Genomic DNA, 25,231 nt, shown 5'->3' on the forward strand with positions numbered 1-25,231 from the left:
GATTACACCACCACGGTTTCAATACCGGTATAGCGCACTACCGTACGCCGGAACAGCTTGAGCTTGGCTTCATCGCTGACAAAAGACCGCTTGTGGAATACGTCATAGCCGTCAGCCTCTACCGCATCAAGAATGGCGGCATAGAAGGCGGCAGCGAGTTCAATTGCCATACCGCTCTCCCAAGGATACGTATGCACATTCTCCAGGCCCTTTTCAAACCAGTGCAGTGCCTCCGCTCTGAGCTCCTGAAGCACAGCGATAAATGGCTCATTAACCTCTCCGGCTTCCAGCTCCTGCTGGCTGTAACCATGCCTCTCCATAACCTCAAGCGGCAGATATCTCCGGTCTCTCTGCAGGTCCTCGCCTACATCACGGATGATATTCACCAGTTGCATGCCAATGCCCAGAGATATCCCTGCGTCACGTGCCGCTTCATTCTGATCATCCCGCAGAACAGGCAGCAGCATTTCCCCTACGGTCCCCGCTACAAGATAGCAGTAACTCTTCAGCTGCTCCATCGTTTCGTACCGGGTGAAGGAGAGATCTCTGACCTGGCCCTCCATCTGCAGGTGAAAGGGCTCGTGCTGAAGCTGCGGGAAGCAGCTGAACAGCCAGCGCAGCGCCGGCCAGATGAAATGTCCGTCCGCTTCCTCCAGATCCCTGAAATGCGCCCTCAGTTCATCAATACTGTACGGCGAGCTGTCGGGCTCATCCACACTGTCATCAATAATCCGGCAGAAGGCATAAATAACATGCACAGCTTCACGTCTGGGACTTGGCAGATAATTAAAAGCCTTATAAAAGGAAGTAGACCCTTTCTTCATCAGTTCTTCACATTGCTGCAATATCCTTTCATTCATGACCGCTCATCTCCTTTATCAGCTCTTGAACTGCCAGCTTGGCTCCCTGCATCACAATTGGCACACCGCCGCCGGGATGGACGGATGCTCCTGCGGCATACAGGCCCTGGAGCGGATAAGGCTTCGGCTGGGGCCGGAATACACCGGATTGGCTTAACATCGGGGCAATACCGAAGCTTCCGCCTCCGTACATCCCTTCCTTACGGGCATCCGCCGGCGTTCTTAGCCTGCGCCAGACTATACTGGCGGTTAGCCCCGGGAATCCGCGCTTCTCGGCATCCCAGAGCACCTTGACGGCCAGTGCTTCGGCAATATCATTCCAATCTTTATCCGGTGCTGCCGGAACAGGGACAAGGAAATACAGTATACTTTCTCCGGGAGGAGCCGCACTGTCATCCAGCACTACCGGGTTGAACACATAATAAGAGGAATCCGCTGGGATCCGTCCGCGGTCAAACACCTCATGGAGACTGCTATCCAGACTATCCGGCAAGAAGAACTGGTGAACCTGAGACTGCGGCCAGCGCTTGGATACAGCTGCATAGATGAGCAGGCAGCCTGAGGAAGGTGTGAAGCTGCCGTGCCGGATCGGTTTATCAGTAGCGCCGCTTGTCTTATTTGTAGTTCCGGCTAGATTCTTGTCCCGCTTGAACAATCCGGATGGAAGAAGCTTCTCAATATGCGGGAAGTCACCGTTGTACAGCACGGCATCATAGGTTATCTGCCTGCCTTGAACGACGACCCCGCAGCATCTTCCGCCTTCTACCCTCAGGGAATCAACCTCTGTACTGGTATGAATCTGTACTCCGCGGCCCTCCAGCTCCCGGGCAATGATCTGCGGCAGGGTGCCATATCCCCCCTTCAGCATCCAGATGCCGAAGGCATGCTCCGCGTAGGGAAGCATCGTATAGATTCCCGGTGTGCGGAAGGGGGCTCCGCCGATATACAGGCTCTGCAGGGAGAAGGCATCCCTTAGCTCCTCATTCCTGAAATATTGCCCGACAGCAGAGCGCAGACTTCGGTACGCCCGCAGACGGACCATCAGCGACACATTGGCCGGGCTGAAAAATTCGCGCCCGTTCTTATAGCCTCTCTCCAGAAACGAAGCCCTGCCCTTTGGATACAAGTGTGACATATCTTCCATAAACCGCAGGAAGCCCTTCCCTTCTCCGGGATAAAGCCGGTCAATCTCCTCTGCCTGCTCTGCGGCCCCCGCGAATTTGGTCAGCACGCGCCCGCTCCTGAAGTGAACCCGGTAAAGCGGATCACAGCGCAGCAGCTCCAGACTTCCGCGCGGCAGCCCGCCTTCCTCCAGAATATCCAGAAGCATCTCCGGCAGCAGCACAATGGTAGGCCCGCGGTCAATCCGGTAGCCGTCCTGTTCTTCAAAGGCAACGCGCCCGCCCACCTGCTCTGCGCGCTCGTACATTACAACCTCATGCCCCTGCTGGGTAAGCAGCAGTGCTGCGGTCAGCCCGCCGATCCCGCTGCCCACAACGGCTACGCGGCTCATAGCGGAACCCCTGCGCCCGCACCGGGAGCGCCGGCTGGCACGGTGATGCTGCCCCGCTGGGCCTGGTCATGCTCCCGCAGCAGCCGCGCACTGATCTTGGCCGACTCGAAGATCGTCGGCAAGCCGCTGCCCGGATGGGTTCCGCCTCCGACCAGCCAGATGCCCCGCACCTCCTCGAAGGTGTTGTGCGGCCGCAAATGCATCATCTGCCCCAGATTATGGGCCAGATTAAAGGTTGCGCCATTGTATACATTCAGCTTGTTCTGCCAGTCCAGCGGAGAGAAGAATAAGCTCTCTTCCACCCGCCCGGTTATTCCCGCAAGCTGGGTAATCTGCTCCAGGCGCTCCATCATCCGGGCCTGGATCCCGGCACTCTCCTGCTGCCAGTTGATCTCTGCACTCAGATTAGGCACCGGCATCAGCACATAGAGTGAAGACTTGCCCGGAGGCGCCAGCGTCTTATCGATAACCGAAGGATTATGGACGTATATGGAGGGGTCTTCGGATAATACCCCAAGCTTAGTGATTTCTTCGACATTACGCCGGTAATCGGCGGAGAAATGAACCGAATGATGACCCAGCTCCACCTCTCCATCGACACCCAGATAGAGCATGGCTGTTGAACAGGAGTATCTTTTCCGGGCAACCTTGCGGGGGGTGTATTTCTTCAGAATGCCGGGCTCGAACAGCTGCGTCATCGCAGAGCCGAAGTCGGCCCCGATCACAACGTAATCCGCCTCCACCCGCTCCCCGTTCTCCAGCAGCAATCCTGCCGCATGCCCGTTCTTGACCACTATGCGCTTCACTCCGCTGGAGGTGTGCACATGCCCGCCATATTCCTGAATCACCTCAGACATCGACTGAAGGACACGGTTAATTCCGCCTATCGGATGGTACAAGCCGTAACGGTGCTCCATATAGGACAGGATTGTGAACGTACCGGGACATTCCCAGGGCGACATCCCCAAATATTTGGCCTGAAAGGTAAACGAGAACCGCAGACGTTCATCATCAAAATACCGGGACAGCCGGTTGTATACGTTATCTGCGGCGTTCAGCTTAGGCAACGCGTGCAGTACATCTCTTTTCAAATAGTCACCCAGGGATTGAAACGGACGCTGCAGCAGGGGAATAACTCTCTCCAGCTTGTCGCCCTCATCGGCCATAAACCGGCGGTAGCCGCTCCCGTTGCCGGGAAACAGCCGCTCAATCTCTCCGGCAGTCTGCTCCTGATCCGTAGAAGGCGTAAATATGGTGTCTCCGAAATGCAGTGAATATAGCGGATCAAGCGGCTTCAAGGACACATAATCATGCACGGAACGTCCTGCCAGGGCGAACAGCTCCTCCAGCAGATGCGGCATCATCAAAAAGGTAGCCCCCCTGTCAAAACGGTAGCTGCCCAGCTTGAGCTCTCCCGATCTTCCGCCAACTGTATCCTGCTTCTCATAGAGATCCACTGCGTAGCCTTCGGCGGCCAGCAGCATAGCTGCAGCCAGTCCGCCCGGTCCAGCGCCTATTATTGCAACTTTCGCGGTACGTTTGGGTCCAGTCAAGCGCCTTCCTCCTTATACCTGTCTGTCTTGAGGCAGATAACTCTTTTCAAACATTATACAAAAACTATACAATCATGCTACAAATATCATACATACTTTGCGGCGTCATGTAAATATCTGCAATCCGACTTCCAATAATTAGAGTGCGCAGCCTGTAAAAGCAAAAAAAAACCGGCCGGCTCCCAAAGGGGACCGATCGGTTCTAATAGCTATATTCTATGCTTCATTCGGGCAAACTCCCGGTCAAACCAGGCTTGCCACTGCTCAGGGGGCTCATCCATCTTATAGGTCGCCCTGGTGGCCTCTGGACCGGCCGTTCCATATCCTTTGCCGCCGACAATAAATTGCAGCTCCGGGTGCATGCTGCCGAGCCGTCCAAGCAAATCTTCACAGTACGGCACAAGCTCTTCATCCGTAACGGACAAGCAGACCACCCCGATCCGGCCTTGCTTCTCCAGCATATCCATAACACCTTCCTCCGGCGTATTGGCCCCCAGATAAATGACCTCAACCCCGTTCTTACGCAGGAAAAGCGAGAACAGCAGCAGCCCTATCTGATGATGTTCTCCCGCGGGACAAAAGGCGAGCACCTTCGGCAAATGCGCATAAACGGGGAATACATGAAAGAACTGGGACAGCCGGTTAGAGATCATATGCGTCATATAATGCTCCTGGGCTACCGTTGCCGTTCCTTCTTCCCAGGCGTCGCCAACCTTGACCAGCACCGGCACAAGCACCTGATATACCATAGTCTCATAGCCGTACAGTGAGAACCCGAAATCAATTAATGCATCCGCCCGCTCGCCCTGGATTTCATGCAAGGCTGTATAGATCTGCTGCTTCATTTTGTCAATAGCATCTCTGGGATCGCCGCCCGCCGCGTTCAAACGTTCATCCAGATGTTTCTGCTTACGCATCTTCAGCATCCGCACGGCATGGGAAATACTGATGCCCTGCTTGTCCGTCTGTTCCTTCAACCAGCGAAGGTCCGCGATATTCTCCTGGCTGTACAGCCTGTAGCCCGATTCGGTACGTTCCGGAACAACAGCCTGGTACCTGTTCTCCCACGCCCGCAGAGTGACAGAAGGAATATCGAGCATTTCGACGACCTGTTTGATGGAATACACGATGTATCTCACGCTCTTTTCCTATTTACACTGAATACTTCTGAAGATTCAAACCTTATACAAATTATTTACACTCATTATACATTTGCTTCTGCTGTATGTCATTAGAACTTGTATAACCCGGCTTTACAGGAACGATACGGTATAAATCCGGCGACTTTAGCAAAAATAAATCTTTCAGATGATTTTGCAGTCAACTGCTTCACTTCTCCTCAGCGGGCGTTAATAGGTAGTTACAATGCCGGCGCCAAGACCTACGGACTCTGGCTCCGCAGCACCCAGGAGGATCATCCCATGAATCAAGGCAGCCGCTCCATTACGCCCGAACAGTCGCAGCTAATTATAGCTTCCGGTGCGATTACGTCACCCCGCAAGCGCAAACCGCAGTTTATGCTGCGCCGCTCCAAGATACTGATTGCCTTCATCCTTCTTTTGGTATGGCTTGCCGGGGTAATGATCTACCAGACCCATAAACCGCTGCCCCCCGGGATTTCCGTGGAGAGTCCTGCGTATAAGGTGGAGAATGTGGCCTTCTGGCACGACTTGACCTATCAGGACAGCAACGGGGCCGAAGCAAGGGAAGAACAGATTCTCCCGAGAATTCTGCAGATTATTGGAGAAGCCAGAGAATTCCTCGTAATCGACCTGTTCCTGTTCAATGACTATACCCACACCGACCAGCAGTTCCCTGCAGTCAGCCAGGAGCTTACTGATAAGCTTATCGCCCAGAAAGCGGCCTATCCCGGGATGGAGATCGCCTTCATTACCGATGAGGTGAATACGAATTACAGCTCTGCGCCCAATCATCTGCTGGAAGAGATGAAAGCCGCCGGAATCAAGGTTATTATGACGGATGTGGATACGCTGCGTGACTCGACCCCGGCCTACTCCGCTGTATGGCGGACCTTCATTCAGTGGTTCGGACAATCCGGCAAGGGCTGGATTCCGAATCTTATGGCCAGCGGAGGACCCGATATTACCGCGCGTTCGTATCTGAAGCTACTCAATGTCAAAGCCAATCACCGTAAAGTGGTGCTCAGTGAGAACACCGCGCTGATCTCTTCGGGGAATGTGCATGACGCCAGCGCCTATCACTCTAACATTGCCTTGGAGGTGCAGGGTCCCATTCTGGCTGACATTCTGCAGAGTGAGCAGGCTGCCGCGAACCTCTCGGGAGCGGGCCCTTTGCTGAGCAGGACACCGGACTTCAAACAGCAAGCCCTCCCCGCCGGGGAGCCGCAGCTCGAGGTCCGCTATTTGACCGAAGGCAAGGTGTACAAGTACGCTCTGGATGATATCCAAGCAGCAGGGCAGGGGGATGTCATCTGGATGGGTATGTTCTATCTGGCGGACGACGGAATTATTGATGCCCTGCTGGCAGCTGATGCACGCGGCGCAGAAGTAAGGCTGCTGCTGGATCCCAATCAGAATGCCTTCGGACGGGACAAGATCGGTATCCCGAACCGCCCGGTTGCGATGGAGCTGAACCGGAAGTCTAAAGGGAATATCGCAATCCGCTGGTACAATACGGGCAAGGAGCAGTATCACAGCAAGCTGTTGTTCATCGCCAAGGCGACCGGCAACTCCATCGTTCTGGGCGGATCAACGAATTTCACGGCCCGTAATCTGGATGACTATAATCTGGAGAATAACCTTTGGGTATCCGTGCCGCAGGGGCAGCCGCTATATGCTGAAATGGAGAGCTACTTCAACCGTTTGTGGAATAACGAGGGAGCCGAGTACAGCCTGCCGCTGGAGGAATATCAGAGTGAGATTACGTGGATTAAGTATCTCCTCTACCGGATGCAGACCCGCCTCAGGCTCACTACCTTCTGATGATGCCAGACAAAAGACCGCCGGAGAGAGCAGCAGCTCCTTCCGACGGTCTTTTTAGCTATTCTCCTGGCTACAGCAGCGGAGACATCAGGCGGGCTGCCGATTCCAGCAGCCGCTCCACCAGCCTTTTATCCATGAAGGTCTCATGGACAATCTGCCGTGTGGACAGCAGGTCACGCTCGAAGTCTGCGACAATGCGCGAGACACTCTCGGTCTGCAGCAGCAGCGCATTCACCTCGAAGTTCAAGTGGAAGCTGCGCATATCCATGTTGGCTGTGCCGATGGTAGCAATCTCCCCATCCGCAATCAGCAGCTTCGAGTGGATGAAGCCCTTCTCATATTCATAGATCTTCACCCCGGATTCCAGCAGTGCCGGGAAGTAGGAATGCGAAGCCAGGAATGGAATCCACTTATCCGGCTTGGCCGGGAACAGCAGACGGACATCCAGGCCCGACATCGCCGCCACACGCAGCGCGGTCAGAATATCCTCATCGGGGATGAAGTAGGGGCTGGCGATCCAGACCGACTTTTCGGCCGAGGCAATCATGGAGAAGAAGATATTCTTGAGTGCACGCCGTTCATTATCCGGTCCGCTGGCAATAATCTGGACCGCTCCGTCGCCAGTCGTGAAGCGCAGCTGCGGAGAGAGATAATCCTGCTCCAATATTTTCTCACCGGTGGTGTGCATCCAGTCCTGCAGGAAGATAATCTGCATTGTCCGCACCGCTTCACCTCTCAGCAGCATATGCGTATCCCGCCAAAAGCCGTAAGTCTTGCTGCGGCTCAAATATTCATCGCCAACATTAAGTCCGCCCATGAATCCGACATCGCCATCGATGACGACAATTTTGCGGTGATTCCGGTAGTTCACCCGGCTGGAGAAAAAGGAGGTCGAGTTGCCATAGGCAGCTACCTGAACGCCGGCGTCACTGAGCTCCTTAAGGAAGGCCTTGGATAGCTGAATGCTTCCGACAGCATCATACATAAACCGGACAGCTACGCCCGCCCGGGCTTTCTCGATCAGAATCTGCTGTATGCGTGTCCCAATATGATCCGCCCGGAAAATATAGTATTCCATATGGATATGGTGCTGGGCCTGACGCAGCTCGAGCAGCAGGGTCCCGAAGGTTTCTTCACCGTTGGTCAGGATACGCGTCTCCGAACTGAAGGAAATCGGCGTACGCCCCAGTCTCTGCGACAATCCCAGCAGCTTCTGGCGTCCTGGACTGAACACCGACCAATCCTGGTGCATTCGCAGCGCGTCATTCTCAATCCGTTCATAGGCCATCAGGTCGCGCTGGGCCTTCTTATCATATTTGCGCCGTTTGAACACATTCTGTCCGAACAGAAAATAGAAAACAAGTCCAAGCACCGGAATTAAGGCCAGCAGCAGAATCCAGGACATTGTGGTAGAAGGGTTACGGTTCTCCATGAAGATACCCAGCCCGATAGAGATAACCGTCAATGTGGAAAAAATACTGATGATCGTTCCGGCCGTACTTCCAAAAATACCAAACCCAAAGTAATAAAAAGCCAGCATAGCCCCTATGATGACTAAAGCCTGCAGTCCTCTTCTCATACGCAACCTACCTTCTCGTTCTACCATTCATCACTAAACTGACACATTTATATATTACATGAAGACACCGTTTCTTCCTACTGGAATCCTATACGAAACTTGAATTGCAACAATACTGTAACCTCTTGGCAGGAAGCTGAACCTGTAGCAACAACAAATAAGGCGCCCTTCCACTTCGGAAGGACGCCTTAATTATTCAGCTGTTTAGACCATTTCCGCCGCGCTGCTCTCCAGCGAAGCCTTCCAGGCGCGCAGCATATGCAGATCCTGCGGCAGGAATTCCTCCAGCATGTGGCTGAGTCCAAGATATAGCGGGCTGTCAGTCGCTGCGTTCAGCCGTTCACAGAACTGCGGTGTCCATTTCAGCAGATGATCTTCAAGGAAGTTCTCCTGGATCTCCAGAAGCTCCATTGCACTGCGGATGGAGAAGCTGTTGTACAGCATCCGTTCATGCAGGACTGCCATGAATTCCAGTTCAATGGCGATATGGTCGTCAGCTTCCCCGCTGCATTTCTTGAACACAATTCCTGCCGAAGCATATACATCGGAAAGTACGTTACAGAATTCTTCTTCACGGCCTAACTGGGCAGCTTCCCGGGCCACAAGGGTACTGGCAGCACGCTCATTCATCAGCCGCTTATATTCGAGCTTCTCTTGCTCACAGATGGCCGGCAGCATTGCTGGCTCCTGGCTGCACAGGTAACGCTTCAGTTCACGTCCGCCTTCGGTCATCTCTGCAGCGATGCTCATCTCACGGTTGCGGCTCCACTGGGCGACCAGTGAGAGCGATGGTTTTCTTCCGTAGAAATCAACCAGAAGCTGATATATTAATCCCCGACTCTCCAGCCAGCGGCTAAAAACCTCCGGCACGACAAGTGATGGAACTGTAGGTATAGTCATTTTGCAAATCCTCCCTATTGGTTTGCCGGACGCCGGGGCTTCCTGGAGGTCGCCGCCTGAACCTTCCGGTATCATAGCTGTGTTCTTCGCAAAAGTGAAAGGTTATAAAGTTTGAATCTTCCGCACCTAAATTATATCGAAATTGTTAAGCGCTTTCGGTGAGCATTCTATGACCATTCCTTGAAATTGTCGTACTTTTGTCAAAATTAGGCTGCGCCTTTCCTCTTCCGTCACATATTATTTAGGTTGTCCGTTTCTTATGCTGTATGCATTCCCTCCTCTTCCATAATTGCGAATTGAGCCAGCTGAAGCGTTAGACATTGACGCAGAGGAATGAAGTCTTTAAAATTTAAAATAAAACTGAACAGGTGAAGGAGTAGTGCCATGGAGCCGCTGACCGATCCTTTTGGACGGATACATGATTACATCCGCATTTCGGTTACAGACCGCTGCAACCTGCGCTGTATTTATTGTATGCCTGCGGAAGGAATGCAATTCCAGCCGCAGGACGAGATTATGAGTTATGAGGAAATTACCGCTGTAGTGGAAGCAATTGCGCCGCTGGGCCTGCGGAAGGTCCGGCTGACCGGCGGAGAACCGCTGGTCCGTAGGGATCTGGAGAAGCTGGTATCCATGATCTCCGCTATACCCGGTATTGAAGATATATCGTTGACTACGAATGGTCTGATGCTTCCCGCCAAAGCCGCTGCCCTGAAGCAGGCAGGCTTGTCACGGGTGAACATCAGCCTGGACTCCCTCCGCCAGGACCGGTTCTCCATGATCACCCGCGGCGGCGATGTCGCCAAAGTGCTGAAGGGGATTGAAGCCGCCGAAGCGGCCGGCCTGTCACCGATCAAGCTGAATGTTGTGCTGATGAAAGGCATTAATGATGATGAGATCAAGGATTTCATCGCCCTGACGCTGAACAGCCCGCTGAATGTACGGTTCATCGAATATATGCCAATTGGCAGTGCAAGCGATGCCTGGCGGCAGACCTATCTCCCGCTCGAAACGGTAGTAGAAGCCTGCAATGAAGCAGGCTGGACTACCGAGGAGGCCGATATGCCTTCCGGAAATGGCCCCTCCCAGAACCGGCGTGTCACCGGGGCGAAAGGAACCTTCGGACTGATTCATCCGGTAAGCGAGCACTTCTGCGATAACTGCAACCGGCTGCGCCTCACGGCCGACGGCAACATCAAAGCCTGCCTTTACTGGGAGGATGAATATAATGTGCGGCCACTGATAAGTGATCCTGCTGCGGTGCAGGCTCTTGTCCGCCAGGCGCTCGGCAACAAGCCGCATAATCACGAAATGGCGCTGGCCCTAGAGCGTAAAGCGCAGAGCCATACGCCTACCGCACGCCGCATGTCACAGATCGGCGGCTAACCGCAGGCGGCATTACCGGTTGAACAAATAAACGGCTGAGATTCCCTGGAGGGGCTCTCAGCCGTTTTGCATGAATATACAAAGGGAATGCCATTCCTGAATCCTCAGCCGAGTTTAGTGATATCCGAAATCGATATCTCAAAATCCACGGATATAGTTCCCCGGATCACATTACGTTCACAGTCTATTTTGGCGGACAGGTCCACGCCCTGCATGATTACGTCACCGCCTTTATAACGTCTGCGGGCCAGATAATAGTTCGCCAGCTCGCGGCGGAACTGGGCATGGCTGTCTTTCAGCATCAATATATTGCGTTCACCAAAGACGCTGGAATAATTGCGGTAAGGGATATAATTGGCGAATCTGTGCAGGATATGATCCACATCCCAATTATAACGGTTGGCCGATTCAATAATTTTGAATAGTGCCGTAAAGATCTCATTTTCCCGGGTAGAAATGTATTCCACGTACTCATCCAGCACTTCGATTTGTCCGTCCATCAAGCGGTAGAGATAGGTATTAGCCGTTCCCCATTCCTGGTATTGGGCGATTATCCGCCTTGCTTCCTCAGTGTCTTCCCGTATCCAGCTTCCATCCATATATAAGGGTATAATCTCCAGCGCAGATTTATATTCCCCGTACTGCTCTAATACATAGGCACGAAGTAGCTGGGCGTATAAAATATATGCGTACAACGGTCTTTTATGTTCTTGTCCATTATTTGGCATACGGCCTGATATTCTATGCAGCTCGTACAGATGAGAAGCAATCCTGAGCATTTCCTCCGCCAGCTCGCCCACCTTCTGCCACTTATGAAGTGAGGCATACGTATCGGCCAGCTGTTTCAACGCATCCAGCTGATTGACCTCATCCAACCTGCCCACATAGCCCTCACACAAGGTAGCTGCTATCAAATTATTGTGCGGATCGTCTCCCAGATTAATCAGAAACAACCGATATTGGCAGAGCGCCAGACGCTCGGAATGCTGGTATTTCTCGCTGGCGCCCACATTTTCATAGATTAATGAGGCTGCTTGCCAGTTCTTTTGCTCGAATAACTCCTCGGCCACTTCAAAGAGCAGCGGTACATAGAGCAGATTATCAAGCAAATTCTGTATAATCCGCTCAATACAGTCCAGACGTGACAGCGCCGCACATTGCAGCAGGAATGGCCGCAGGCGCCGCCAGGTTGGTGCCGAATCATACAGACATTCATCTACATACTTACTGTAAAAGTAGTCCTCGGGAAGCCCCATCCCGCGTGTAACACGGATCAGATGATTCATCGCCAAAGCCTGCTGACCCTTCATCACCCGGCTGAGTGTACCGGAATGTATCCCGCTGATGATAGCAAACTGATTAATGGACAGGTTATGCTTGAAGAGATACGCTGCTATTTCGTCCCGGATTTTGACTGTATGCTCCACAGTATTTATCACCCTTTTCACACGCTTATCCATAGAATGTTAGATCTAACTTATCTGTTGTTTCAATTCATCTCTTAAGTTACTGCTAAGCAGGCGGCCTTTTCTTCATCCGGTAGGTATGATCATAAGAATTAAGCAGCTCATCCAGCACTACAGATTGCCGTAGTACCTCAGGATGACATAAACCGCCATATTGGACTTGCAACTTATGAAGCTTGCTTCTAGCTCTCTCAATACGAATTCTGACACTTGCCGGACTATACATGGAAATCCCGCCTCCTTATGAAATATTATAGATTTTTATGTAAAAATACAAAATATTGGACTGATTGCATTATCTGTAAAAGTTAATATATTAACAAAGCTCTGGCGAAATTGGAATTGTCCATAAAAAAGACGTCCCTGCATTAGCAGAAGACGCCGAAGACGATACTGTATAACTGCAGACGCTGATTCTAGGCGCCCGTGCCATGTCCCATTGTTTGAATCAGTTGTTGTTGTACAGGTTCGCCAACTATCTGTGCTTCAGGAATAGCAATCAGTACAACAATACTACATGAGGCTAGCAATAATAGGAGTTTTCTTTTCATTTGCATCCCGCACCTCTCTGATTAGGATTTTGTATTGCCTCTGCTCATCTTCTCCAGCAATATGCCTGTTCTGCTCGAATAGATCAACACATTTGAAGATCATGCTCTCATTCTTAAGTTTAGAAGATGATTCTAAACCTTTTAGGATATATCCAATGCCTTCACTTCGCTTATTTCGCAGATAATAGACTCCCAGTTCAACAAGAAATCTGGCATGTTGGTCAGCCTTAATCTGCTGATTGTACATTCCGAACTCATTGAGATGTATCCTATAGGGCATGTAATCAGAGAAACGTTCTAAAATAGAATCTACATTCCAGTTATACAGATTTGCAGATTTTACGATATAAAATAAAGCTGTGAAGATCTCCCCTTGTTGCGAGGAAATATAGTTAACATATTCAGCTAACACCTCTAGCTGCCCAGCCAGTAAGCGGTACAAATAAGTATTAGCCTTGCCCCATTCCTGGAATTGCGCTACAGTCCTCTTCGCCTCCTCACTTTCTTCATGTATCCAATTTACGTCCGAATATAAAGGTACAAGTTCAAGAGCCATTTTGTAGTCTCCATATTCCTCGTATACATTTGAACGCATTAGATGGGCATACAATATATAAAAGCAAAAAGGTCTTTCTCCGCTCTTCACCGTCTCTTTATGTTTCGAGCGACAATAAAGATCATATTGAATTGTAGCAATCCGTAGTAATTCAAGAGCAAGCTCATTTACTTTATTCCATAATTGCATTGTATAGTAGACATGCATCAAATCTTTCAGCGCATCCAGCTGATCCGCCTCATTCAGGCGCGGGAAGTAGCTCTCAAACAGAGTAGCAGCCCGCAGGTTCGTGCTCTGATCATCTCCAAGTGCAATCTGGAACAGGCGGTATTGGCACATAGCCAGCCGTTCGGAGTACTGATATTTCTCGCTGGCGCTTACATTCTCGTAAAGCAGTGCCGCCCCCGGCCAATGCCCCTGCTGAAACAATCCTTCCGCTACTTCAAACAACATGGGAACATAGGTCAGATTATCAAGCAGATTATGCACCAGCAGCTCGATACAGTCCATGCGCCCAAGCTCTGCACACTTTACAATAAAAGGCCGAAGCCGCCGCCAGGTTGGTGCCGAATGATAGAAGCATTCATCTACATATAAACTGTAAAAGTAGTCCTCGCATACCCCCATCCCTGCAGTAATTAACTCAAGATGGCTCATGGCAATCGGCTGATGACCATTAATAATCCGGCTTAATGTCCCGGAATTAATGCCGGATCTTATGGCAAAATGATTGATGGACAGCTCATGTTTTGATAAATAGTCCACTAGCTGATCTCGAATCGTGGCTGCAGGCTCCAAGGAAACACCACCTTTCCAAATCCCATAATTTAGAATTTTATGTTTATATCTGTATAGTAGGCGATTATAATCCAATGGTCAATAGACTAGATTCAGATAAATTATGAATGTGTGAAGTTTTCGAAACAGTTTGGCAATCTGGTTACCAAATCGGGCTCTGCAGGGCTAAATTGGCGTTAAAAGCTCCTCCACAGCTGTATTCCCATGTAGGCGGCGATCGCCCAGATCAATAATGCTGAAGCGGCATTCAGCCTCTTAATCACTTTACCGGAGGCATCCATCCTGCCGAGCAGGCGGCCCGCAGCGGCAAGACCCAGGAACCAGATCCAGGAGACAGCTACCGTAGCCGCCGCGAAAGCCCAGCGCACCATACCGTCATACTGCAGCGAGCTCGTACCGATGACGCCCACCGTATCCAGCAGCGCATGCGGATTCAAGAGGGAAACGGACAGTGCATACAGCATCTGACCCTTCGGAGAGAGGCGCCCCGACTCTTCCTGCGCCGGAGCAGAGCGCCAGATTCTCCAGCCCATGAAGCAGAGAAACAGGATTCCCGCACTATAGATAAGGGGTGTGACCCAGTGCAGCGATAGAATGACCAGAGAAATACCGCCTACTGCAGCGGTTATAAGCAGCGTATCGCATGCCGCTGCCGTCAGAACTACAGGCAGCACACTGCGGAATCTCGCGTGCTGTGCCCCTTGATTGAATACGAATATATTCTGCACGCCCAGCGGCAGAATAAGCCCGAAGGCCAGAATGATTCCATGTACAATGGCTTCCGTCACAACTTCTTCCTCCTTCATATAAACTGTGATGCTGCCGGATGGACAAGCCTCCACAGCTTCTTGCTTCTTCCCGGTTAACGCATTCTGATCGTACTCTGGTGCAGAGGCTGCCGTAACCATCCAAGTTGTCCGTCTCATACCCAGCCAAGCTTAATAGACGACTATGAACCATGGTACACTCAAGAAAAGAAACCACAAAAGAGGAGCCGGTCCCTTGACACATCAGCATCCGCCAGATCATCCAGAGGTAAGCGCTGCCGGTCCTTCCGGTCATCCTGAAGCTCCCGCACCTGCCGCTCTTGAAAAGGAGCCGGACGGCTCACTCTCTGTCCTGCAAGGCACATGGAAGCCGGACCCGGCTTCCCCGCTGCCGCTTCATAGTCAGATATCCGCCTACTTCCTCGCCAAGATCAGCAGCGGGGCCTGGCCTCCCGGCATGCGGCTGGCTCCGCAGCGTGAGCTCTGCCGCATGCTCGGTGTTAACCGCAGCACGGTGGTCACGGCGCTGGGCCAGCTGACAGCACTGGGCCTGATTGAGGGCAGACGCGGCGGAGGTACCGTAGTAGTAGCGGATGCACGTTCCGGCATCCGGCCCGCCGGTGAATCCAACATGGTCACAGCTCCGGCAGAACCGGAGCGCCGGGGCAACTGGAATGATTATGTGGAGGAGGGGATTCACTATCCCAACCTGCCTACCGTACAGGATATCAACCGGCTCGAATATGAGCCGGGTCTGATCCGCCTCGGAACCGGCGAGCCTGCGCCGGAGCTGTTGCCCGGCGCAGCGATGAACCGGGTGCTGGCCGGACTCTCGCAGCGGATTCTTCCACCGCTCTCTTATGAGGAACCGCTCGGCAATCCGGCGCTGCGGGCTGCGGTCAGCCGGATGCTGGCCCGAAGCGGCATTGCAGCCGACCCCGCCTCCATTCTTATCACCTCCGGGGCACTTCAGGGACTCCAGCTTATTGCTCTAGGCCTTCTGCCGCGCGGCTCATCGGTCCTGCTGGAGAAGCCTTCCTATCTGTATTCGATTCATGCCTTTCAGTCTGCCGGCGTGAAATTCAGCGGGCTGCCCATGGACGGACGCGGCCTGATCCCGGAGTATCTTACAGCTGAGGCTGTCCGCAGCAAGGCGGCGATGCTCTACAGTATCCCTTCCTTTCATAACCCTACCGGGATTCTGATGGATGCCGGGCGGCGCCGGGAGCTTATGCAGGTCACAGGCAGCCTTGGGCTGCCTATTCTCGAGGATGGCGCCTATCAGGAGCTGTGGCTAGATGCACCGCCTCCACTGCCGCTGAAGGCGCTGGACCGTGAGGGAAGGGTGCTGCATCTGGGTACCCTGTCCAAAGCAGCCAGCCCCGGCCTGCGCATCGGCTGGATTGTCGGCCCGGAGCCGGTAGTCCGGCGGCTGGCCGACATCAAAATGCAGAGCGATTACGGCGCAAGCTCCCTGTCACAGCTGGCTGCCGCCAGTTGGCTTGAGAACGGCTATCATGAGGAGCATCTGCAGGTGCTGCGCGGCAGACTCCGGGAGCGCCGTGATCTTGTACTGGAGCTGCTGCAGCTTCATTGCGCTGGACTAGCAACCTGGAATGTACCGGCAGGCGGATTCTACATCTGGCTGTCCCTCCTGCATCCTGTGCCTCCGCGCAAGCTGTTCACTGCAGCCCTGCGCGCCGGATTGCTGCTGAATACAGGCGATCTGTACGACCGTAGTGACCGCGGGCATCTCCGACTGTCTTACGCTTATGCTTCTCCGGCAGAATTGGAACGCGGAATCGCCCTGCTGGCAAATCTACTCAGGCAAGCTCCATGAATCACACGAATAGCGGATAACAAATAGGGCATGACAAATGACAATAATAGATATTTGTCATTTGTCATGCCCTATGTTATGCTTCTTGCACAGGAAGGGGAAGTTACCCGTGAATAAATTAAGCTCTTTTTTGAGCAAAACAGAAATCCTTAATGCCGCTGAACAAACCCTGCGCAAATACGGGCCGGACAAGGCTTCTGTCACTGATGTAGCCAAGCTGCTGGGCGTGAGCCACGGAACCCTGTACCGGCATTTCCCCAGCAAAGCTGCATTGCGGGAGGCGGTGACGGAACGCTGGCTGGAGGAGATGATTGTGGCTCCCCTAAGCGAAATTGCCGGAATGCCTGCAGATAATGCCTTGGGGCAGCTTGGAGATTATATCGCTAAGCTCGTAGAGCTTAAGCAGCATTATGCCGCACAGGACAGCGAGATGTTCAAAATGTATGCAGCCGTCACTGAAGAATCGGCAGCGCTTGTTGAAGTCCATATCCGGAAGCTTCTCGATCACATTGACCTTCTCATTGCCCAGGGCATGGAACAAGGTCTTATATCACGGAGTATCCCGGCGGCGGTACAGGCACGTTCAGTCCTCTATGGCACCGCACGCTTTCACCATCCGGCGCACGCCTATGAGTGGCGCAGCCCGGGCATCATGCAGGAGTTCACCCAGCTCTGGGCGCTGCTGGAAAGAGGATTATCCGTACATTAAATTCAAGGAGGAACTACTAATGACACAACCATTACAAGGCAAGGTGGCTATTGTTACCGGATCATCAAGAGGAATCGGGCGGAGTGTCGCTGAGCGGCTGGCGGAGCAGGGGGCTTCCGTTATCATCAACTATTCGAGCAGTCCCGCCCAGGCAGATGACGTAGTAACGGCCATTCGGGCGGGCGGCGGAACAGCCGCAGCCCTGCAGGCAGACATCAGCAAGCCTGCCCAGATTGAACAGCTGTTCAAGGAGACCAAGGCGCTCTATGGAAAGATCGATATCGTGGTCAACAATGCGGGGATTATGATGAATTCCCTGATCGGAGAAGCTACCGAAGAGCAATTCGACAAGCAGTTCGCCATCAACGTCAAGGGCACCTACTTCTCCTGCCAGCAGGCCTTCTATCACCTCGAACAGGGCGGGCGGATTATTAATTTCTCCACTTCCGTCAACGGCCAGATGTTCCCGGCCTACAGTATTTATGCCGGCACCAAAGGTGCGGTTGAGCAATTCACCCGCCAGCTTGCCAAGGAATTCGGCAGCAAAGGCATCACCATCAATGCGGTGGCACCAGGACCAGTAGCCACAGAATTGTTCCTGGAGGGCAAATCAGAGGCCGTACTGGAAGGGCTGAAGAAGGGCAATGCCTTCGGACGTCTGGGCCAGCCGGAGGATATTGCCGGCGTGGTCAGCTTCCTGGCCGGAGAAGACTCCGGGTGGATTACCGGCCAGACCCTCCGCGTCAATGGCGGATTCATCTGACTTGCAGAGGTATACGTACGACTGAAGCCGTCCCCTCACCGGGACGGCTTGTTATCTGTATGCTGCCTTCGTGAAGTTCAACAATTTTCTTCACCAGCGGCAGTCCCAGCCCGCTTCCGCCGCCCCCGCAGACGCTTCTGGATTTGTCCACTTTATAGAAGCGTTCGAAGATCCGCGGCAGCTCCTCTTCGGCAATGCCGATTCCGCTGTCCTTCACCTCCACTTCAATCCACTCCTCTGAGATACGCAAGGAGACGGTAATCCGTCCGCCCTGCGGGGTGAACTTGATGCTGTTATGCAGCAGGTTGGTCCACACCTGGCTGAGCAGGTCTTTTACCGCAACCACGGTGGTTTCTGCAAGATCTGCCTCTACCTCAATATCCTTGCCCAGCCACTGCGGCTCTGAGGCCAGGATCATCTCCTGCAGCTGCTTATCCAGCCTGTAGGGCTTCCGCTCGAACGGGAAGCTCTCTGCCTCCAGTGCCGACAGCTTCAGCAGATTGTCGCTCAGGCCGGACAAGCGGCGGCTCTCCGCTTCAATGATATCCAGGTAATGCTTCCTGCTCTCAGTACTGAGGCTGTCATCCTGCAGGGCTGCAGCGAACCCGCGGATGGAGGTCAGCGGCGACTGGATCTCATGCGATACGTTAGAGATGAAATCCTGGCGCAACGTCTCCATCCGGCTAAGCTCGTTAGCCATTTCGTTAATCCCCTCCACAATACCGCCAAACTGCCTGTACTGTCTGCTGTTCTCCAGTTCGATTTTGAAATCACCTTTGGAAATCTGCCGCATCGCCGTCAGGATCGGCACATAGAATCTCTGGTCCTGCCCGCGGGTAGCGAAAGCGATGGCGCCAGCCACGCAGAAGAAGATAATCACCTGCATGCCCATAATAAACAGATGATACCCGTATTCGGAGAAGGACCAGCCGAAATGCCGGACCAGCAGCCTTGAGCCGAAATAGCTTCCGTTCCAGGAGATAAAGAGCATCGCCAATATGCCGGCTATAGGCGCAATCACATTGATTATCTTCCATACTTTCTTAATCCTGCTCAGCATGCTTATCCCTCCAGCCGGTAGCCAAGGCCCCGGATTGTGCGGATGGCGAACCCGAATTTATCCCGGGGAAACCGCTCGCGCAGACGGCCCACATGCACATCCAGCGTCCGCTCATTCCCTTCAAAATCATAACCCCAAATCTCTTCAATCAGCCGGTCGCGTGTCAGCGTCTGACCCGGATAGCTGGCCAGCTTGAACAGCAGTTCAAATTCCTTAAGCGGCAACGTAACATCGCCATGCTCGGATACAACCTCGTATGTTCTGCGGTTCATCCGCAGGCTCCCTACGGTAACGCTCTGGGCGGCAGAAATTTGGTACCGCTTCAGCAGCGCTTTCACTCTGGCGATCAGTACGGGCGGCTCGAACGGCTTGACCAGATAGTCGTCTGTACCGAGCTCGAAGCCTTTGACAATTTGTGAGGTTTCACCTTTGGCTGTCAGCATCAGGATCGGGAAGTCATACTGCTTGCGCAGCTCCCGGCACAGCTCCCAGCCGTCCATATTCGGCATCATGACATCAATAATCGCCAGATCGGCCGGTGTCTCTTCGAGCAGCCGCAGCGCCTCCAGCCCATCGGAGGCACTCAGCACTTCTTCCATGCCTTCAGCTCTCAGAAAGACTCCCACCAATTCGCGGATGTGCGGATCGTCGTCCACTACCAGTATTTTGGCCATATCCTGTAGAACCCTCCTCTATCACACTGCCCTGAAGCTCCGGCGTATTCATCTGCAGCTGCTGCTCGGCAAATTCACGGTACAGCTCATGATCCCGCAGCAGCTCTTGATGTGTTCCCTTGCCGGTTATCCGGCCCTTTTCCATAAATATAATCTGGTCCGCATTGACGACTGTAGCCAGTCTGTGGGCAATGACAATCGTGGTCCGACCCTGCATCAGATTGCCCAGTGCCTTCTGTACAACGGCTTCCGACTGGCTGTCCAGACTGGACGTTGCCTCATCGAGCATGAGAATCCTCGGATCGCGCAGCAGCGCTCTGGCAATGGCGATCCGCTGCCGCTGTCCGCCGGACAGCTTCACTCCGCGTTCGCCGACGTCCGTATTGTACCCGTCCGGAAGCTCTGCAATGAAGCCGTCAGCGTATGCCATGGCCGCAGCACGCTGCAGCTCCTCCTTACTGATCTCGCGGTCCAGTCCATATCCCAGATTCTCGGCAATCGTTCCGGCCAGCAGCGGACTTTCCTGCGAGACATACCCGATCCGCTTACGCCAGGATTTCAGCGAGAACATCGACACTGGCTTGCCGTCCATCCGGATAACACCGCTCTGCGGCTCATAGAATCGTTCCAGCAGTGAGAACAGCGTCGTTTTACCGCCGCCGCTTGGGCCGACAATCGCTGTCACCTGGCCCGGCAGCATCGTGAAGCTTATCTTGTTCAGCACTTTCTCGCCCGTTTTGTATCCGAAGCTGAGGTCTTCCACATCGATTGGGCCTTCCCCGCTGCCAGCCTCTTCTACACCTTCATACACTTCTTCCTCTGCCGCAAGCGTCTCGATAATCCGCTCCGAGGCACCTTTGGCCTTCTGAAGCTGCGTGAAGAATTGAGTCAGCTGGGTCAGCGGCATAATAATCTGGATCAGATACAGAATGAAGGCCACCAGCTCACCGGCGGTCAGAACCCCCGAGGACACCTGCATTCCGCCATAGCCGATAATCACCACAAGCAGCATCATGAAGACGAAGGAGACCAACGGGCTGATCATCGCACTGATTTTGCCCTCACGGATGCCGAAGGACAGCAGGTTCATAATTCCTTTTCGTCCGGCCTCATACTCCTTCTGCTCGGCTCCGGAGGATTTAACCAGCCGGATTTCAGACAATACACCGCTAAGTGTGGCGGTGAAGGAGGCTGTCTCATCCTGTGTGCCTTTTGATATTTTGTACATCTGCCGGCCCAGCGGTACCAGAATCAGCGCCGACAGCGGGAGGACGGTGAACAGTACCAGCGTCATTTTCCAGTTCAGGAAGAGCAGGACAGAGATTGAACCGACAATGGAGATCACGCCGGTAAAGAGGCTGGCCAGATGCTCCGAGATCAGTGTCTTGAGAATTCCTGTATCATTGGTCATCCGGCTGACGCTTTCACCTGTCCGGTTCTCATTGTAATAGGACACAGGCAGCACAAGGAATTTGCGCCACAGCCGGTCCCTAAGTCCGGCGACAATCTTCTGCCCGACCGCATTCAGCAGATAAATCGAGACACCGCCGGCAAGGGTCTGTGCGATGAAAGCTCCGGCAATTCCGGCAATCTGCAGCTTGCTGACGGAAGCCAGCGAGAAGCCGTCGACCAGGTTCTTCGTGAACATTGGAATAACAAGACCCACCAGGGTCGAAATCATACTGAGGCCCAGAGCCAGTGCCAGCAGCATGTAGGAGGGTTTGGTTTCATGCAGCAGCTTCAGGAACGGCTTCATCGCTGCTCCCTGCTTCTGCGGTGCTTGAGTGTTCTTCATGGTTAATCCCCTTTTCCGGCGGATAGATGTCAGGAACAGCTGATGTCCCGCTTCCGCCTTCCAAACTAGAATAACTGTGCTTTGTAAACTGAAATTAAACTGTTAATTTTCCATTGATTTGTAATTCCCTATATAAGTTGGTTTGTATCCCTTTTCAACAAATGTTACAGTGATAGAAGCGGCAACTTCTGCCGTTCTAAGGATTCAAGGCATCTGGCGGGAAAGGAGTGCAAAGTTTGCGGGAGAACCTCGATAAGCAGCTGTCTTTCACCTCTCTTAAATGGTTCAACTTCTTCGTGTATGGAACGATTGTCCTGTTCACCAGCTTCTTTCCGCTATATCTTCAGATCATGGGAATGAATAAGCTGGAGATCGGGAGCCTGATGTCGGTAGGTGCGCTCGTCTCTATTATTGCCAATCCCTTCTGGGGTATCTGGAGTGACCGTTATCAGAATATCCGGCGGATTGTCCTGGTCATGCTGACCGGCACGCTGGTCTTGTCCCAGCTAGTCTTTCAGGCGAATACATACGAGATGATATATATTTCTATTCTGTTCTTCTACTTCTTCCAGGGGCCGCTGTTCGCCCAGAGCAATACCATGATCCTCAGCTATATCGACGGTACCAGCCAGCGGTTCAGCTCATACCGGCTCTGGGGATCGTTAGGCTGGGCGTTTACTGCCATACTGGCCGGACCCGTGATTGAATGGGCTGGTGTTTCTGTGCTGTCTTATCTCTTTGCAGCACTGCTGTGCGCGGCGATGATTGCTCTGATCGCTATGCCGAAGCTTGATCATTCTATCGGAATCGCTCCCTTGCCATTCAGGGGACTGCGTCAGATCTTCTATAATCCGTTCTTCCTGTGCTTCATCCTCTTCGGCATTCTGGTCTCTATCCCGAATACGATGAACAACACCTTTGTGTCACTGTACATCACAGAGCTGGGGGGAAGCAAGACCATGATTGGGCTGGCGGTGTTCCTCTCTTCCATTCTGGAGATGGGAGTGCTGCTCTTGTGCAATTATATTCTTAAACGTAAAATCTCTGTACTGCTGGCCTCCCTCACGTTCGTCAGCGCCCTGTTCTTCCTGCGCTGGTGGATGATGGCCGATGCAACCACTCCACTACAGGTTGCCTTCATTCAGGTGCTGCACTGTATTACCTTCGGCGGATTCTTCTATGTCGGCACCCAGCTTACTATGCTGCTCGTTCCAAGGGCTTACCGGTCCTCGGGACAAGCACTCTACACGCTTACATGGAGCGGAATATCCGGCATCCTCGGCGGCGTACTCGGCGGCTGGATGTATCAGAATCTCGGAGTGCAGACGATGTATCAGTCCGGTGCGCTCCTCGCCCTGTTCGGCACCATCGGCTTTGGTCTCATGTGGCTCTTCTTCATCCGCGGCGGCTACCGGCCTCCGGCAGATCCCGAAGACGGAGCGGCAGAGGAGTAGCGGCGGGACCCGAGGTAGGCGGGACCGTTCGATTCACAGCACACAGCAAACAGGCTTGGCTTCCCGTACGGGAGGCCAAGCCTGTATTCATTCATGGAGAGTCTAGCCTTGTTTGGGCTGGAAAGAGCTCTTCAGGGAAACCACCAGATTGAATACCAGATGCTCCGGTGATGAATACTTACTGTCTACATTAAAATAACCATGGCGGAAGAATTGGAACTTGTCCTGCGGCACACTGTCCTTCAGGCCCGGTTCGACGAAGCCCTGAATGATCTCGATCGATTTCGGGTTAAGCTGATCCAGGAAGGTAGGCTCCGGCTTGCCTTCAGCAGCTTCCAGACCTTCGATTTCGGCCTCGGTCTCAGCTTCTTCTGCGGAGATCAGCGGCTCATAGAGACGGAATTCTGCCGGTACCGCCTGGCTCGCATCTACCCAGTGCAGCGTTCCCTTGACCTTGCGTCCGGTGAATCCGCTGCCGCTCTTCGTTTCAGGATCATAGGTGCAGTGCAGCTCAATAACTTCTCCGTTCTCATCCTTGATGAACTCGTTGCACTTGATGAAGTAAGCATTCTTGAGCCGGACCTCGTTGCCGGGGAACAGGCGGAAATACTTATTCGGCGGAACCTCCATGAAGTCATCGCGTTCAATATAGATTTCACGGGAGAACGGAATTTGGCGGTTACCCATTTCCGGGTTCTCCACATTGTTCTCAATCTCGAAGTATTCGGTTTCGCCCTCAGGATAATTCGTAATAACTACTTTCAGCGGCCGCAGCACAGCCATGGTCCGGGGTACCGTCAGCTTAAGGTCTTCACGGATGAAATGCTCCAGCATCTGCAGGTCTACGAGGCCCTGGCTCTTGGAAATGCCGGTCTCATGCACGAAGCTGCGGATCGCTTCCGGGGTATACCCGCGGCGGCGCAGTCCTGATATCGTCGGCATGCGGGGATCATCCCAGCCGTCGACATGGCCTTCATCCACCAGCAGCTTCAGCTTACGCTTACTGGTAACGGTCTGGGCGAGGTTAAGGCGCCCGAATTCATATTGATGCGGCGCAGCCGGCATCTCGCATTCCGCTACAACCCAGTCATAGAACGGGCGCTGGTCCTCGAACTCCAGCGAACAGAGGGAATGGGTAACATGCTCAATGGCATCTTCGAGCGGATGCGCGAAGGTATACATCGGATAGATGCACCATTCATCGCCGGTATTGTGGTGATGAGAGTGAGAGATACGGTAAATGACCGGATCGCGCAAATTGATATTTGGAGAGGACATATCGATTTTGGCGCGCAGCACCTTCTCGCCGTCCTTGAATTCGCCTGCCCGCATGCGGTGGAACAAGTCCAGGTTCTCATCGATACCGCGTTCACGGTAAGGACTGTTCTGTCCCGGCTCCGTCAGCGTTCCGCGGAATTCACGGATCTGCTCTGCCGTGAGATCATCGACATAAGCTTTGCCCTTCTTGATCAGCAGTTCGGCCCGCTCGTACATTTCACCGAAATAATCCGAGGCGAAACGCAGCTCTTCCCATTCGTATCCGAGCCACTTCACATCTTCCTGAATGGAGTTCACATACTCCGTGTCTTCTTTGACCGGATTGGTGTCATCGAATCTCAGATGGGTCTTGCCGCCGAATTCATCAGCCAGTGTAAAGTTAATCCAGATCGCCTTGGCATGTCCGATATGTAAATAACCGTTCGGCTCCGGCGGAAAGCGGGTGACCACTTCCTTAACCTTGCCCGAGCGGAGATCTTCGGTAATGACGTTCTTAATGAAATTGGAGGGTGTACCCTGGTTCTCCACAATGATCAACCTTTCGTTCTGTATTATTACTACTTCCTTGTATAAACATGTTTCCTATTAATATACCCGTTAGACAGGGAATGTTCAATAAAAGTTAACCAGAAACGGCACTCCTGTCCCTGATGTACAACGTATCTGTCCCGGTGAAACTAAGCCGCCTTTAAGATCCAACAGCGATGAAACTGCATCTTTGACTTCTCTCCCGGCGATAGAGTAGCATGGATCATATAGGATTACC

20 protein-coding genes are annotated in these 25,231 nt (G+C 53.0%); 6 read left to right on the forward strand and 14 right to left on the reverse strand.

Going from position 1 to position 25,231, the window contains the following annotated elements:
- Positions 1–2 precede the first annotated feature (2 nt).
- From R50912_RS30700 to R50912_RS30715, 4 genes are all read right to left on the reverse strand, one after another.
- Complete coding sequence (locus tag R50912_RS30700) at positions 3–860, reverse strand: phytoene/squalene synthase family protein (protein WP_042240338.1); 858 nt, start codon at positions 858–860, stop codon at positions 3–5.
- Complete coding sequence (locus R50912_RS30705; protein ID WP_042240341.1) at positions 853–2,373, reverse strand: phytoene desaturase family protein; 1,521 nt, start codon at positions 2,371–2,373, stop codon at positions 853–855. Before R50912_RS30705 ends, R50912_RS30700 begins: the two co-directional genes overlap by 8 nt.
- Complete coding sequence (locus tag R50912_RS30710) at positions 2,370–3,926, reverse strand: phytoene desaturase family protein (RefSeq protein WP_052416771.1); 1,557 nt, start codon at positions 3,924–3,926, stop codon at positions 2,370–2,372. The genes R50912_RS30705 and R50912_RS30710 overlap by 4 nt, the downstream gene beginning before the upstream one ends.
- A gap of 209 nt (positions 3,927–4,135) precedes the next feature.
- A complete protein-coding gene (locus R50912_RS30715; RefSeq protein ID WP_231637740.1) occupies positions 4,136–5,065 on the reverse strand; it encodes a MerR family transcriptional regulator in 930 nt (309 codons plus the stop codon).
- Positions 5,066–5,347: 282 nt separating this feature from the next.
- On the opposite strand from R50912_RS30715, the gene R50912_RS30720 reads away from it, so the two are divergent.
- Positions 5,348–6,889, forward strand: a complete 1,542-nt coding sequence (locus R50912_RS30720) for a phospholipase D family protein (RefSeq protein ID WP_081956728.1) — start codon at positions 5,348–5,350, stop codon at positions 6,887–6,889.
- A 70-nt stretch (positions 6,890–6,959) separates the two neighbouring features.
- Here R50912_RS30720 and cls read toward each other — a convergent pair whose 3' ends face one another.
- Positions 6,960–8,468: a cardiolipin synthase gene (gene cls / locus R50912_RS30725; protein ID WP_042240349.1), complete on the reverse strand. Its 1,509-nt coding sequence runs from the start codon at positions 8,466–8,468 to the stop codon at positions 6,960–6,962.
- A gap of 204 nt (positions 8,469–8,672) precedes the next feature.
- Entirely contained in the window at positions 8,673–9,368 is a 696-nt protein-coding gene (locus R50912_RS30730) for a TorD/DmsD family molecular chaperone (protein ID WP_042240353.1), read from the reverse strand.
- 384 nt (positions 9,369–9,752) lie between these two features.
- On the opposite strand from R50912_RS30730, the gene moaA reads away from it, so the two are divergent.
- A complete protein-coding gene (gene moaA, locus R50912_RS30735; protein ID WP_042240355.1) occupies positions 9,753–10,754 on the forward strand; it encodes a GTP 3',8-cyclase MoaA in 1,002 nt (333 codons plus the stop codon).
- A gap of 104 nt (positions 10,755–10,858) precedes the next feature.
- Here moaA and R50912_RS30740 read toward each other — a convergent pair whose 3' ends face one another.
- The 4 genes from R50912_RS30740 to R50912_RS30755 form a co-directional block, all read right to left on the reverse strand.
- Positions 10,859–12,181: a helix-turn-helix domain-containing protein gene (locus R50912_RS30740; RefSeq protein WP_052416772.1), complete on the reverse strand. Its 1,323-nt coding sequence runs from the start codon at positions 12,179–12,181 to the stop codon at positions 10,859–10,861.
- Positions 12,182–12,266: 85 nt separating this feature from the next.
- Positions 12,267–12,446 (reverse strand): aspartyl-phosphate phosphatase Spo0E family protein, encoded by a 180-nt coding sequence (locus R50912_RS30745; RefSeq protein ID WP_042240357.1) that lies wholly within the window; start codon positions 12,444–12,446, stop codon positions 12,267–12,269.
- A gap of 287 nt (positions 12,447–12,733) precedes the next feature.
- Positions 12,734–14,125 carry a helix-turn-helix transcriptional regulator gene (locus R50912_RS30750; protein WP_197073003.1) on the reverse strand — a complete coding sequence of 464 codons (1,392 nt, stop codon included), beginning with the start codon at positions 14,123–14,125 and terminating at the stop codon, positions 12,734–12,736.
- Positions 14,126–14,301: 176 nt separating this feature from the next.
- Positions 14,302–14,913, reverse strand: coding sequence for a LysE/ArgO family amino acid transporter (locus R50912_RS30755; RefSeq protein ID WP_042243688.1), 612 nt, complete (start codon positions 14,911–14,913; stop codon positions 14,302–14,304).
- Positions 14,914–15,244: 331 nt separating this feature from the next.
- Between R50912_RS30755 and R50912_RS30760 the strand changes: the two genes are divergently transcribed.
- From R50912_RS30760 to R50912_RS30770, 3 genes are all read left to right on the forward strand, one after another.
- Positions 15,245–16,732 carry an aminotransferase-like domain-containing protein gene (locus tag R50912_RS30760; protein WP_042243691.1) on the forward strand — a complete coding sequence of 496 codons (1,488 nt, stop codon included), beginning with the start codon at positions 15,245–15,247 and terminating at the stop codon, positions 16,730–16,732.
- A 109-nt stretch (positions 16,733–16,841) separates the two neighbouring features.
- Positions 16,842–17,441, forward strand: a complete 600-nt coding sequence (locus R50912_RS30765; protein ID WP_042240360.1) for a TetR/AcrR family transcriptional regulator — start codon at positions 16,842–16,844, stop codon at positions 17,439–17,441.
- A gap of 19 nt (positions 17,442–17,460) precedes the next feature.
- Positions 17,461–18,204, forward strand: coding sequence for an SDR family oxidoreductase (locus R50912_RS30770; RefSeq protein WP_042140276.1), 744 nt, complete (start codon positions 17,461–17,463; stop codon positions 18,202–18,204).
- Here the strand turns inward: R50912_RS30770 and R50912_RS30775 are convergent.
- Genes R50912_RS30775 through R50912_RS30785 form a run of 3 tightly spaced genes read right to left on the reverse strand, consistent with a single transcriptional unit; the run spans position 18,197 to position 21,733 of the window.
- On the reverse strand, positions 18,197–19,264 hold the full coding sequence (locus R50912_RS30775) for a sensor histidine kinase (protein WP_042240362.1): 1,068 nt from the start codon (positions 19,262–19,264) through the stop codon (positions 18,197–18,199). The two genes, R50912_RS30770 and R50912_RS30775, sit on opposite strands and share 8 nt — an antisense overlap.
- A gap of 2 nt (positions 19,265–19,266) precedes the next feature.
- Positions 19,267–19,938, reverse strand: coding sequence for a response regulator transcription factor (locus R50912_RS30780; RefSeq protein WP_042240366.1), 672 nt, complete (start codon positions 19,936–19,938; stop codon positions 19,267–19,269).
- Positions 19,868–21,733 carry an ABC transporter ATP-binding protein gene (locus R50912_RS30785; protein ID WP_042240369.1) on the reverse strand — a complete coding sequence of 622 codons (1,866 nt, stop codon included), beginning with the start codon at positions 21,731–21,733 and terminating at the stop codon, positions 19,868–19,870. The genes R50912_RS30780 and R50912_RS30785 overlap by 71 nt, the downstream gene beginning before the upstream one ends.
- 236 nt (positions 21,734–21,969) lie before the next feature.
- Between R50912_RS30785 and R50912_RS30790 the strand changes: the two genes are divergently transcribed.
- The gene (locus R50912_RS30790; RefSeq protein WP_042240373.1) at positions 21,970–23,187 is read left to right on the forward strand and encodes an MFS transporter; all 1,218 of its coding nucleotides are present in this window, start codon (positions 21,970–21,972) and stop codon (positions 23,185–23,187) included.
- A gap of 102 nt (positions 23,188–23,289) precedes the next feature.
- On the opposite strand, the gene R50912_RS30795 is transcribed toward R50912_RS30790, so the two are convergent.
- On the reverse strand, positions 23,290–25,002 hold the full coding sequence (locus tag R50912_RS30795; RefSeq protein WP_081956730.1) for a glutamine--tRNA ligase/YqeY domain fusion protein: 1,713 nt from the start codon (positions 25,000–25,002) through the stop codon (positions 23,290–23,292).
- Positions 25,003–25,231 lie beyond the last annotated feature (229 nt).

It is taken from the genome of Paenibacillus sp. FSL R5-0912 (genome assembly GCF_000758605.1).
Classification (GTDB): domain Bacteria; phylum Bacillota; class Bacilli; order Paenibacillales; family Paenibacillaceae; genus Paenibacillus_AQ.